This is a genomic window from Streptomyces sp. NPDC045968 (genome assembly GCF_056430475.1).
Window position 1 is genome coordinate 419,649 of the sequence record NZ_JBWKLF010000001.1, and the last position, 12,271, is coordinate 431,919.

Below are 12,271 nucleotides of genomic sequence, written 5' to 3' on the forward strand. Positions count from 1 at the left end.
ATACCCATCCCCCCCCCCCCCCCCCCCCCCCCCCCCCCCCCCCCCCCCACCACCCCCCCCCCCCCCCCCCCCCCCCCCTCCCCCCCCCCCCCCCCCCCCCCCCCCCCCACGGTCGTGTCACAGCAACCTCCACACCTGTACGGGAGCCGACGTGCCCGAGGGACACACGATCCACCGCCTCGCCGCGGACCACAGCGAGCGGTTCTCGGGTGCCCCGGTACGGGTCAGCAGCCCTCAGGGCAAGTTCTCCGGCAGCGCAGCCCTGCTCGACGGCCGCACCTTCACGGGCGTGGACGCCCACGGCAAGCACCTCTTCCTCGGCTTCGGGGACATCGGCTGGGTCCACATCCACCTGGGCCTCTTCGGAAAGCTCGGCTTCGGTACGGCCCCGGCCCCGCCACCCACCGACACGGTCCGGCTGCGCCTGGTGAACGCGGACCACCACGCGGATCTGCGCGGCCCCACCACCTGCGCTCTGATCACCCAGGCCGAGAAGCAGGCGATACACGACCGCCTCGGCCCGGACCCGCTGCGCACGGACGAGGACGGCGAGCGGGCCTGGCGGCGCGTCTCCAGCAGCCGCGTCACCATCGCGGCGCTCCTGATGGACCAGAAGGTCGTCGCGGGCGTGGGCAACGTCTACCGGGCCGAGGTCCTGTTCCGGCACGGCATCGACCCGTACCGCCCCGGCAAGGACCTCAGGCGCGCCGAGTGGGACGCGATCTGGGCCGACCTCGTGCTGCTGATGCGCGAAGGCGTCCGCAACAACCGCATCGACACGGTCCGCCCCGAGCACCTCCCCGAGGCGATGGGCCGCCCCCCGCGCGTCGACGACCACGGCGGCGAGGTCTACGTCTACCGCCGCACGCACCAGCCGTGCCACATCTGCGCGACGGAGATCCGCACGGCCGACCTGGCCGCCCGCAACCTCTTCTGGTGCCCCACCTGCCAAGCGGGCTGAGCCCCACGGACCACCCGCTCTAGAACCCGTGCGGCAGCCACGGCTCGACGTCCGACGAGAACGCCGTCGCCGCCACGCCCAGCGCACCCGCCCGAAGCTCCCGCACCCGGCCCGCCGCCGCCAGCGGGACGAGCGGCACACCCCCCAGGTACACGGACCCCAGTTCCCGGACAGAGAGCGCCAGATCCGCCTCGTCCTCGGTCCGCCGGCAGCTCGCGCCGCCCTTCGCGTCGGCCTGGAGCCGCCAACGCCCCGCGTTCCACGGGCAGAAGGCGTCCTCCACCTCCAGCACCACGTCCACCGGCGCCCGGTACGCACGCGCCTCCAGCGCGGCCCCCACGTCCACCAGACGCACGTACAGCCCGTCCCGCAGCCGCACACCGCAGCGCCGTACGTCCGAGACGAGGTGCAGCAGCGCGTCGTCCGCCGGCCGGTTGGGGCACTCGACCGTGGAGGTCAGGTCGATGTCGAACAGGAACTGCCACAGCGCCGCGTACGAGGCCGGGTCCAGTGCCGCCAGATCACGTACCGCGATCGTGCCCTTGGGTCCCGACCGGTCCCACGCGGGCCTGATGTGGAACGTCGCGTACCCGACGACCTCCCCGCCCCGCTCCGCGAGCACGCACTGCAACGGAGAGCCGCCGCCCCGGGCGGACTCGGGATCGAGCACCGCGTTGCGCTCCCACCCGGGCCTGCGCACCGGCGTTCCCGGCCGGCCCGGAGCCAACCGCGCGTACACCGCCTCGCAGGCGTCGAGTGCCTCCACCGGGTCCGCGAACCGCAGGCGGACCTCGGCGGAGCCGGCAGGCGCCCGGAGCCGCACCCGCGTGGTGTCGATCTCCAGCCCCATCTCCCGGCTGGCCACCCCGTAGCCGAAGCGCCCGTAGATCGCGGGCTCGGAGGCCGTCAGGACGGCCAGCGGTTCACCCAGGGCCCGCACATCGTCCAGTTGGCGCCGCATCATCGACGTCAGCAGACCGCGCCGCCTGTGCGTCGCGGCCACGCTCACCATCGTCACCCCGGCGGCGGGCACGGCCGCCCCGCCGGGCACGGTCACCCGGAAGCTGAACGCCCCGGCCGTCCCCACGCACTCCTCGCCGTCCCAGATCCCGAGGGACCGCTCGGGCTCGGTCAGCGCGGCCCAGAGCTCACGGGCCTCCGGTGACGTCGGCACCGCGCCGAACGCCCGCTCCAGCTTCCCGAACCAGGTGTCCCATTCGGAAGGCCGCAGCACGCGAAGTTGTGTCGTCATATGCCATCCCTACCAGCGGTGCGCCGGACGAGCTACCCGATTTCGAACGCATTGTCGCCGGGGTCCCCCTGCACTGGAGCCCCCAGGGTGGATAAGGTCCCCGCAATGGCACGTCGCGGAGGACCAGACTCGTACGCGGCCCGGTGGCGAAGATCGGCGCACCGGGCCCGCATCGCGCTGCGCAAGTCCGGCGTGGACTACTTCCGCGGCGACGGCTCCGACTGGATCGCCCTCGTCGGCCTGCTGCTCACCGTTCCCGCCATCACCTGCGCCACCCTCCTCAACCCCCTGTGGTGCGCCCCCGCCGCGCTCGTCCTCCCGATCGTCGCGGGCGGCCTGCTGCTGCGGCCGGCCAGCCTGCTCGGCCTGTACGCGACGGCCGCCGCCGCGCTGATCGTGGAGTCCATCGCCCTCGGCCCGTACGGCGCGGAGCCGGTCCGCGTCACCCCCGGCACCGTCCTGGTGGTCGCGGCCTGCGGCTTCTTCGGCCTGGTCCTCGCCCAGTTCAGGGCACGAGTCGGCGTCCCGTGGCGCCGCGGCGGCACCATGCTCTTCGACCTGCGCGAACGCATCCGCGTCCAGAGCGCCCTGCCGAGGCTGCCCCAGGGCTGGCACCGCGAGATGGCCCTGCGCCCCGCGGGCGGCCAGTCCTTCTCCGGTGACTTCGTCGTCGCCGCCCGCACCAACGGCGGCCGGACCCTGGAAGCCGTCCTCACCGACGTCTCGGGCAAGGGCATGGACGCAGGCTCCCGGGCCCTGCTGCTGTCCGGAGCCTTCGGCGGTCTCCTCGGCTCGCTGCCCCCGCACGGCTTCCTGCCCGCCGCCAACGGCTATCTGCTGCGCCAGGACTGGGACGAGGGCTTCGCCACATCGATCCACCTGGTCCTGGACCTGGAGTCGGGCGACTACGAACTCCTCTCCGCGGGCCACCCGCCGGCCCTCCAGCTCCACGCGGGCAGCGGGGTGTGGGAGGAGATGGCGGCGGAAGGCCCCCTGCTCGGTGTCTACGACGGCGCGGAGTTCGACGCGGTCAAGGGCCATCTCGCACCCGGCGACGTCCTGATGCTCTTCACCGACGGCCTCGTGGAGACCTCGGACCGGGACATCGCCGAAGGCATCGACCGGCTGACGGGCGAGGCCGACCGCTATGTCGCCACGGGCTTCGAGGGCGCCGCCTGGCACCTGATCGAAGCGTGCGCGAAGGACGTCAACGACGACCGCGCGCTGCTCCTGCTGTCCCGCCGTACCTCAACCGCCCCCGAACCCTACGGAAGCGGTTGATACACCCCGCCCGTCAACCGGGCAGGGCCCCGTACTCCTTGTCGCGCCCGCCGGGCAGAATCCGGGCCAGTACGTGCGAGCGCCCGGCGGCCAGCGGTGCGAGGACCGCGAGGACGAGTACGTATCCGGCGATGAACGGGGAAAGCCGTTCGTCCAGCCCCGCGCCCGCCGCCATCGTGGCGAGGATCAGGGCGAACTCGCCGCGCGCCAGCAGCGTCGTGGAGATGTTGGCCGTGGCCTTCGGCCCGAAGGCGTACACCTTGGCGGCGGCCAGTCCCGCGCACACGTTCATCGCGACGGTCACCGCGACCGCCGCCAGCACGGGCCACACCACGCTGGGCAGGTCGCCCGGGTTGATCGAGAGCCCGAAGGCGAAGAAGAAGATCGCGCCGAAGGCGTCCCGCAACGGGTGGACCAGCTTGAGGATGCGTGCGCCCGAGGTCGTGCTCCCGAGCATCAGACCGACCATGAAGGCGCCGATCGCGTCGGCGACACCGAACCACTCCGAGACACCGGCGACGAAGACCGCGGCCCCGAGGAAGGAGATGACGAGGAGTTCGTCGTCCTTGGTGTCGATCAGCCGGGAGACGGCCTTGGTGCCGAAGCGGGCGACCAGGGCGAGCAGCAGCAGGAAGCCGAACGCCTTGCCCCCGTCCAGGACCGCCGCGCCGAGACTGTCCGCACCGGACAGGACCGGCTGGAGAGCGGCGAGGTAGAGGGCGAGGAAGACGTCCTCCACGACGATGATGCCGAGGATCGGCTTGGTCTCCGGATTGCCGATGCGTCCGAGGTCGACCAGGACCTTGGTGACGATGGCCGACGACGAGATGCCGAGGACACCGGCGAGCACCAGCGCCTCCGAGGTGCCCCAGCCCAGCGCGAAGCCGAAGCCGAGCCCCGCGCCGACGTTCAGGGCGAGGTACGCGCCCCCGGCGAGCGCCATCCTGCGCCCGCCCTCCTTGAGGTCGTCGAGGTGGAACTCGAGCCCCAGGTAGAAGAGCAGCAGCACCAGACCGAGCGCGGACAGCATCTCCAGGTCGTGCGGGTCGTCGACGAGGACGATGCCGGGGGTGTGCGGGCCGAGCAGGATCCCGGCCAGGATGAACAGGGGAATGGTCGGCAGGCCGATCCGGCCGCCGACGCGGGCGAGGACTGCGGCGGCGAGGAAGGCGCCGCCCATGGCGATGAGGGTGTCTGCGTGTCCGATGAGCCTGATCCTCCGGTCGGTCAAGAGAGCGTCAAGGAATCGTCAGTAATTAGTTTACCGAACGATTGACGTTGCAACTCTCCGTACGGTCCGGACCCCGCCGAACCCCGCCCCCACCTCACAGTCCGTCCGTAGAGTCGGCACCGTGACCACTCCCCAACTGACCCTGGCCGAAGTCGAGGCGATCGCCCGCGAGGCCCACGCAAACCAGACCGACAAGGCAGGACGCCCGTACGCCGACCATCTCGCGGCGGTCGCCGAGGGTGTACGGAAGCGGGGCGGCAGCGACGAACAGATCGCCGCCGCCTGGCTGCACGACGCGGTCGAGGACGACGCGCTCACCCGCGACTGGCTGGACGGGGCGGCCCTGCCGCGGCCCGTCAAAGACATGGTCCTCGCCGTCACCAGACGGGACGGCGAGGACCTCTCCTCGTACACCGCGAGGATTCTCGCGACTCCTGGCGCCCTGCTCGTCAAGGAGTCCGATCTCGCCCACAACGCCGACCCGGCCCGGCTCGCGGTGCTGGAACCGGCCACGCGTACCCGTCTGACCGCGAAATATGCGCAGGTACGAAGGCTGTTGGGGCTCATGGACGGCGAACCGCCCACCGAACAGCGGGTTCAAGCCAACCCGTCGTCGCCCTGACTCAGAGCCTGGCGGCATCCCGGCGGAACGCCCAGTTCATGTCCGGTTCCGTGGCGAAGCGCAGGATGCGGCGTACCGGAGGCGTGCAGAACAGAGTGACGGCCGCCGCCGCGACCAGCGAGACGAGCACGAGCCCGCCGGGCGAACCCAGCCACTCGAAGCGGTCGAACAGCCCGGCGTATCCGGCGCCCTTCACCAGGAAGCCGTGCAGCAGGTAACCGCAGATCGTCCCGGCGCCCAGCACCGTGAACCACAGGTGCCGACGCGGCACCCAGGCCAGGAACGCGGCGGTCAGGACCAGTGCGCAGCCGAACATCGCCAGTGACATCACGGCCCCCGACCACCACGGCGCGCCCATCTCCTGCGCGCTGTTGCTGCGGTAGAACCAGCCGAGCTGCATACGCGGCGCGGCCCAGTAGGCGAAGAGCAGGGCCCCGGCGAGCAACGGCAGGCTCAGCAGCCTGACCTCGCGCCGTCGGACCAGCTGGAAGTGCTCGGGCTTCAGGACCAGTCCGAGCACGAAGAAGGGCAGGAACTGCAGGACGCGCTGGAGATCGAGGTCGTCACCGATCGCCGGTGTCACGGAGGCGAGCACGGCGATCGCGAGCGCCACCGGCAGCGGGTGGCGCAGGGCCTTCCACACCGGAGTGGTGACCCGCCAGACGAACAGCGCGATCAGGAACCAGGTGAGGAACATCGGGTCGAGCAGGCTGATCTCCTGCTCGGGCGCCCCGCCGGCGTACCGCTTGAACAGCGAATAGGCGGTCTCGAACAGCACGTAGGGCACGGCGACACCGGTGATCAGGCGCTTCACCTTGCCCGGGGTCATCTCGAACGAGCGTGAGAAATAACCGGAGATGAGGATGAAGGCCGGCATGTGGAACGCGTACACGACCATGTACAGCGCCCGGGCGGCCCGGCTGCCGTCCATCACCGGTTCCCAGGCGTGCGCGACGGCGACGAGCACGATCGCGAGGAACTTCACGTTGTCGAAGTAGGCATCACGCTTTTTGGCCGGTGCGGTGGCGGCGGGACGGCTCGGCACGGGGGTGGGGGGAGTGCCGGGGGCCGTCAGGGTCTGCACGTGTCTGGGCTCCGACTCCCGGGTCGCAGGGGGGAGTGGGGCCCTCTGAAATACGCTCGGAGCTTGGAACATCTAAGGCACCCTAGACCCGGCGATTGCAATTCGTAAAACCCTCATCAGATATCGCGTGTTCCCGCTCATTCGGAAGTGAAACCACCGACATCTGACCGCTATGCACCATTTAATCCCCCTTAAATAGTGCATAGCGGAGGGTAGTTGGGGCACGTGAATTTCGTCCCACTCTTCGCTGGGAATGGGCTGTGAACGAAGTGTGGGGGTATGGAAACGATCACACTCATTTAAATTCCACTTATCCGGCGCACAGAAAGCTCACAGCTTCCGCGCGGCCCGTCCCGCAGCCCTTGCCCCGCACGGCCCGGGGCCGCCGGGGCGCCCGCCGGGAGCCATCCGCCCCGGAGTGCGCGCGGGCGCGAGTATGGCGCGATTCGGACAGGTTGATTCGTCACCTGGCAGCAACCACAGGGGAGTTGGTGGCACGATGGATGCGACGGGGCGTGCCGCAACGCACGCAGCCGGGCCGGCAAGGCGGACCGACCAAGGGTGTGATCAGTCGTGGCCATTTCACTGTCTGTGGTGCTTCTGTTGGCGATCATCCTGGTGGTGCTGATCCGTGGTGGGTCCATCAAGGCCGGGCCCGCGATCGTCGCGGTGCTCTTCGGCTTCTTCCTGGCATCGACCGGCATGGCGCCGTCGATCAACAGGTTCATGAACTCGCTCGCGGACACCATCAACCAGATCAGCTTCTGATCCGTACGGTCCGAGGGTCCTCCGAGGGTCCGGGGTCAACGCGGAAGGCCCGGTTCGGCAGTCACTGCCGAACCGGGCCTTCGCATGGAGCGGGCGACGGGAATCGAACCCGCGTAGCTAGTTTGGAAGACTAGGGCTCTACCATTGAGCTACGCCCGCACAGACCGCACCGCAGGTCCGTGGACCTCGGCACGAACAGCATCGTAGCGGGTCCGCGGTGTGCTCCGCACACCCGTTGCGGGACCGGCCGGCCGAGTCGGCGGACACCCGCTGTGAAGCGTCCGGTGCAAAGCGTGCGATGCACTGCCCGACTGCATGTACCCTACGTGTCGCACCGACGGGGTGTGGCGCAGCTTGGTAGCGCGTCCGCTTTGGGAGCGGAAGGTCGTCGGTTCGAATCCGGCCACCCCGACCACAGGCAAGATCGCATTGGGGGAGTCATCCCCCTTGCCGTTACTATGCAAATTGCGTGCCCGTGTGTCCGATGAACCGGGCCCGATCCGCGAAGCCGCCGCTGGCGGTCCAGCAGAACCCCAAGAAGTCAGCCCCCAAGGAGACCGAACCGTGAAGAGCGCCGTGGAGACCCTGAACCCGACCCGGGTTCGGCTCAGCATTGAGGTGCCCTTCGAGGAGCTCAAGGACAGCCTCGACGCGGCGTACAAGAAGATCAACCAGCAGGTCACGGTGAAGGGCTTCCGTAAGGGCAAGATCCCCAACCGGGTCATCGACCAGCGGTTCGGCCGTGGTGCTGTGCTGGAGGAGGCCGTCAACGACGCCCTCCCGAAGTTCTACACCGAGGCTGTCAACGAGGGTGAGCTCAACGTTCTGGGCCAGCCCGAGGTCGACATCACCGAGCTGAAGGACGGCGAGCTGCTGTCCTTCACTGCCGAGGTTGACGTGCGCCCCGAGATCGAGATCCCGGACTACTCCGGCATCGAGGTCACCGTGGACGCCCTCGAGGTCACCGACGAGGACGTCGAGAAGGCCGTGGAGCAGCTCCGCGAGCGCTTCGCCTCCACCAACCCGGTCGAGCGCGCCGCCGCCGAAGGCGACGTCGTCACGATCGACCTGGAGGCCAAGGTCGAGGGAGAGGTCCTTGAGGACGGCGTGGCCGCCGGTGTCTCGTACACCATCGGTTCCGGCGAGCTCCTCGAAGGCATCGACGAGGCCGTGACCGGCCTGGAGGCCGGTGGCGAGGCCACCTTCACCTCTCAGCTGAAGGGCGGCTCCGCCGAGGGCAAGGACGCGGAGGTCACCGTCAAGGTCACCTCCGTCGCCGCCCGTGAGCTTCCCGAGCTGGACGACGAGTTCGCCCAGATGGCGAGCGAGTTCGACACGCTCGACGAGCTCAAGGCGGACAGCCGCAAGCGCCTCGAGAACACCAAGCAGTACGACCAGGCCACCCAGGCCCAGGAGCGCGTCCTGGACGAGCTGCTGAAGCTGGCCGAGGTCCCGATCCCCGAGAAGCTTCTCGCGGACGAGGTCCAGACCCGCAAGCACAACCTCGAGCACCACCAGCTCGGTCAGATGGGTCTCGACCTCGAGAAGTACCTGGAGATCCAGGGCAAGACGCTCGAGGAGTTCGAGGCCGAGACCGCCGAGCAGGCGATCAAGGGCATCAAGACCCAGTTCATCCTCGACGAGCTCGTCAACAAGGAGAAGCTGAACGTCAACCAGGAGGAGCTCACCGAGCACCTCATGCGGCGCGCTGCTTCCTCCGGCATGAGCCCCGACCAGTTCGCCCAGGCCGTCGTCGAGGGTGGCCAGGTGCCGATGCTCGTCGGCGAGGTCGCCCGCGGCAAGGCGCTCGCCGTCGTCGTCGAGGCCGCCAAGGTCGTCGACACCAACGGTGAGATCGTCGACCTCGAGGACGACGAGGAAGAGACCACGGAGGCCGTCGAGGCCGCCGAGGGCGACACCGAGAACGCCGAGGACAAGCCCCAGGGCTGAGCCTCGTACCGATCCGTTCGACGGGCTCCGGACGCTGTGCGTCCGGGGCCCGTCGTCGTATCGGCGTGCGACCGTCGGAACCCTTGTGCGGACTGCTTACCTTGCGCTCCCAGCGAACAGTTGGGGAAGCGGGATGGCGTTGTCCTACCTGCGCGTTAGGGTCCATGAAGGAAGGGTGGGGGAGTCCCCGCCCACCCGGTACGAAGACGCTGAGACGGCCGGAGCCGTCAGAGACGAGCAGGTGGATACGTGACGAATCTGATGCCCTACGCCGCCGGAGAGCCGTCCCTCGGTGGTGGCCTCGGCGACCAGGTCTACAGCCGACTGCTCGGCGAGCGCATCATCTTCCTCGGACAGCAGGTCGACGATGACATCGCCAACAAGATCACCGCACAGCTGCTGCTCCTTGCCGCCGAGCCGGACAAGGACATCTACCTCTACATCAACAGCCCCGGTGGCTCGGTGACCGCAGGCATGGCGGTCTACGACACCATGCAGTACATCCCGAACGACGTCGTCACGATCGGTATGGGCATGGCGGCCTCGATGGGCCAGTTCCTGCTGACCGGTGGCGCGGCGGGCAAGCGCTTCGCGCTCCCGAACACCGACATCCTCATGCACCAGGGTTCGGCCGGCATCGGCGGCACCGCCTCGGACATCAAGATCCAGGCCCAGTACCTGCTCCGGACGAAGACGCGTATGGCGGAGATCACCGCCCGCCACTCCGGTCAGACCGTGGAGACGATCATCCGCGACGGCGACCGTGACCGCTGGTACACCGCGGAGGAGGCCAAGGAGTACGGCCTCATCGACGAGATCATCTCGGCCGCGTCGGGCATCCCGGGCGGCGGCGGCACCGGCGCCTGATCCGGCTTCCACCGGACCGGCACCACCTTCCGCACCTCTCGTACGCCGAGAACCCAGCCCACAGAACGCCACCAGGATGGTGAACACCCACATGAACAACTTCCCCGGCGCCTCCGCGAGCGGCCTCTACACCGGCCCGCAGGTGGACAACCGCTACGTCGTCCCGCGCTTCGTGGAGCGCACCTCGCAGGGTGTGCGTGAGTACGACCCGTACGCGAAGCTCTTCGAGGAGCGCGTGATCTTCCTCGGCGTCCAGATCGACGACGCCTCGGCCAACGACGTCATGGCGCAGCTCCTGTGCCTGGAGTCGATGGACCCGGACCGCGACATCTCGATCTACATCAACAGCCCCGGCGGCTCGTTCACCGCGCTCACCGCGATCTACGACACGATGCAGTTCGTGAAGCCGGACATCCAGACGGTCTGCATGGGCCAGGCGGCCTCCGCCGCCGCCGTCCTGCTGGCGGCGGGCACGCCGGGCAAGCGCATGGCGCTCCCGCACGCCCGTGTGCTGATCCACCAGCCGTCCTCGCAGACCGGCCGTGAGCAGCTCTCCGACCTGGAGATCGCGGCCAACGAGATCCTCCGGATGCGCACGCAGCTGGAGGAGATGCTGGCCAAGCACTCCACCACCCCGCTGGAGAAGATCAGCGAGGACATCGAGCGCGACAAGATCCTTACCGCGGAGGACGCTCTCGCGTACGGTCTGGTGGACCAGATCGTCTCCACCCGTAAGACCACAGCAGGCGCTTCCGTCTGAGTCGGTCTTTCCCCTTGGCACGTTCCGTTTGCACGGTCTCGGCCGTGTGAACCGTGCCAAGGGGGGCCCGTACGGGGGGTCAGGCAAGGTACCGTCGGATAGAGGCACCAGGAGCCGCTGAACCAGGCGTCTCCCAGGCGAAGGGGAAGCACCTCGTGGCACGCATCGGTGATGGCGGCGACTTGCTCAAGTGCTCGTTCTGCGGAAAGAGCCAGAAGCAGGTGAAGAAGCTCATCGCGGGACCCGGTGTGTACATCTGCGATGAGTGCATCGATCTCTGCAACGAGATCATCGAGGAGGAGCTCGCGGAGACCTCCGAGGTGCGGTGGGAGGAGCTTCCCAAACCGCGCGAGATCTACGAGTTCCTCGAGGGGTACGTCGTAGGGCAGGAGCCCGCGAAGAAGGCCCTCTCGGTCGCTGTGTACAACCACTACAAGCGGGTCCAGGCCGGCGAGAACAGCAGCGGGGCCAACCGCGACGACGCGATCGAGCTCGCGAAGTCCAACATCCTGCTGCTGGGCCCCACGGGCTCGGGCAAGACGCTCCTCGCGCAGACGCTGGCCCGCATGCTCAACGTCCCGTTCGCCATCGCGGACGCGACGGCGCTGACGGAGGCCGGCTATGTCGGCGAGGACGTCGAGAACATCCTGCTGAAGCTGATCCAGGCCGCCGACTACGACGTCAAGAAGGCCGAGACCGGGATCATCTACATCGACGAGATCGACAAGGTCGCCCGCAAGAGCGAGAACCCGTCGATCACCCGCGATGTCTCCGGCGAGGGCGTCCAGCAGGCCCTGCTGAAGATCCTGGAGGGCACCACCGCCTCCGTACCGCCGCAGGGCGGCCGGAAGCACCCGCACCAGGAGTTCATCCAGATCGACACGACGAACGTGCTGTTCATCGTGGGCGGCGCCTTCTCCGGTCTGGAGAAGATCATCGAGTCGCGGGCCGGCGCCAAGGGCATCGGCTTCGGCGCGACGATCCGCTCGAAGCTGGAGATCCAGGCGAGCGACCAGTTCCAGGAGGTCATGCCGGAGGACCTGGTGAAGTTCGGGATGATCCCGGAGTTCATCGGCCGTCTTCCCGTGCTGACCTCGGTCCACAACCTGGACCGCGAGGCACTGCTCCAGATCCTGATCGAGCCGCGCAACGCCCTGGTGAAGCAGTACCAGAAGCTGTTCGAACTCGACGGCGTGGAGCTGGAGTTCGAGCGTGAGGCGCTGGAGGCCATCGCCGACCAGGCGATCCTGCGCCAGACGGGCGCCCGCGGTCTGCGCGCCATCATGGAGGAAGTCCTCCAGTCCGTGATGTACGAGGTGCCGTCCCGCAAGGACGTCGCCCGCGTGGTCATCACACCGGATGTCGTCCGCAACAACGTCAACCCGACGCTGGTCCCGCGCGAGCCGCGCACGATCGGCAAGAACGACGGCGGCCGCCACGAGAAGTCCGCGTAGCGGCAGCGGTTCTCACACGTACGCCGAAGGGGCGCCCGGCC

Annotated in this window: 11 protein-coding genes and 2 tRNA genes; 9 read left to right on the forward strand and 4 right to left on the reverse strand. The window is 68.9% G+C overall.

Annotation, left to right across the window (positions count from 1 at the left end):
- Nucleotides 1–151 precede the first annotated feature (151 nt).
- Nucleotides 152–961 carry an Fpg/Nei family DNA glycosylase gene (locus AC07FA_RS01745; protein ID WP_479072699.1) on the forward strand — a complete coding sequence of 270 codons (810 nt, stop codon included), beginning with the start codon at nt 152–154 and terminating at the stop codon, nt 959–961.
- A gap of 19 nt (nt 962–980) precedes the next feature.
- On the opposite strand, the gene AC07FA_RS01750 is transcribed toward AC07FA_RS01745, so the two are convergent.
- The gene (locus AC07FA_RS01750) at nt 981–2,213 is read right to left on the reverse strand and encodes a GNAT family N-acetyltransferase (protein WP_479072700.1); all 1,233 of its coding nucleotides are present in this window, start codon (nt 2,211–2,213) and stop codon (nt 981–983) included.
- Nucleotides 2,214–2,318: 105 nt separating this feature from the next.
- Here AC07FA_RS01750 and AC07FA_RS01755 point away from each other — a divergent pair, with 105 nt between their 5' ends.
- Nucleotides 2,319–3,494: a PP2C family protein-serine/threonine phosphatase gene (locus AC07FA_RS01755; RefSeq protein ID WP_479072701.1), complete on the forward strand. Its 1,176-nt coding sequence runs from the start codon at nt 2,319–2,321 to the stop codon at nt 3,492–3,494.
- 13 nt (nt 3,495–3,507) lie between these two features.
- On the opposite strand, the gene AC07FA_RS01760 is transcribed toward AC07FA_RS01755, so the two are convergent.
- Nucleotides 3,508–4,674 (reverse strand): cation:proton antiporter, encoded by a 1,167-nt coding sequence (locus tag AC07FA_RS01760; protein WP_479072702.1) that lies wholly within the window; start codon nt 4,672–4,674, stop codon nt 3,508–3,510.
- A 172-nt stretch (nt 4,675–4,846) separates the two neighbouring features.
- Between AC07FA_RS01760 and AC07FA_RS01765 the strand changes: the two genes are divergently transcribed.
- On the forward strand, nt 4,847–5,347 hold the full coding sequence (locus AC07FA_RS01765; RefSeq protein WP_479072703.1) for an HD domain-containing protein: 501 nt from the start codon (nt 4,847–4,849) through the stop codon (nt 5,345–5,347).
- 1 nt (nt 5,348) lies between these two features.
- Here AC07FA_RS01765 and AC07FA_RS01770 read toward each other — a convergent pair whose 3' ends face one another.
- The gene (locus tag AC07FA_RS01770) at nt 5,349–6,503 is read right to left on the reverse strand and encodes an acyltransferase family protein (protein ID WP_479072704.1); all 1,155 of its coding nucleotides are present in this window, start codon (nt 6,501–6,503) and stop codon (nt 5,349–5,351) included.
- Nucleotides 6,504–7,004: 501 nt separating this feature from the next.
- Here AC07FA_RS01770 and AC07FA_RS01775 point away from each other — a divergent pair.
- The gene (locus tag AC07FA_RS01775; RefSeq protein ID WP_173313276.1) at nt 7,005–7,199 is read left to right on the forward strand and encodes a hypothetical protein; all 195 of its coding nucleotides are present in this window, start codon (nt 7,005–7,007) and stop codon (nt 7,197–7,199) included.
- 85 nt (nt 7,200–7,284) lie between these two features.
- Here AC07FA_RS01775 and AC07FA_RS01780 read toward each other — a convergent pair.
- Nucleotides 7,285–7,358 (reverse strand) — tRNA-Gly (locus AC07FA_RS01780).
- A gap of 179 nt (nt 7,359–7,537) precedes the next feature.
- Here AC07FA_RS01780 and AC07FA_RS01785 point away from each other — a divergent pair.
- From AC07FA_RS01785 to clpX, 5 genes are all read left to right on the forward strand, one after another.
- A tRNA-Pro gene (locus tag AC07FA_RS01785) sits at nt 7,538–7,614 on the forward strand.
- A 149-nt stretch (nt 7,615–7,763) separates the two neighbouring features.
- Nucleotides 7,764–9,149: a trigger factor gene (tig, locus tag AC07FA_RS01790; protein ID WP_479072705.1), complete on the forward strand. Its 1,386-nt coding sequence runs from the start codon at nt 7,764–7,766 to the stop codon at nt 9,147–9,149.
- A 261-nt stretch (nt 9,150–9,410) separates the two neighbouring features.
- Nucleotides 9,411–10,016, forward strand: coding sequence for an ATP-dependent Clp protease proteolytic subunit (locus AC07FA_RS01795; RefSeq protein WP_479073414.1), 606 nt, complete (start codon nt 9,411–9,413; stop codon nt 10,014–10,016).
- 76 nt (nt 10,017–10,092) lie between these two features.
- Complete coding sequence (locus tag AC07FA_RS01800) at nt 10,093–10,776, forward strand: ATP-dependent Clp protease proteolytic subunit (RefSeq protein ID WP_328910152.1); 684 nt, start codon at nt 10,093–10,095, stop codon at nt 10,774–10,776.
- A gap of 155 nt (nt 10,777–10,931) precedes the next feature.
- On the forward strand, nt 10,932–12,230 hold the full coding sequence (gene clpX / locus AC07FA_RS01805) for an ATP-dependent Clp protease ATP-binding subunit ClpX (protein ID WP_479072706.1): 1,299 nt from the start codon (nt 10,932–10,934) through the stop codon (nt 12,228–12,230).
- The last annotated feature ends 41 nt before the right edge of the window (nt 12,231–12,271 follow it).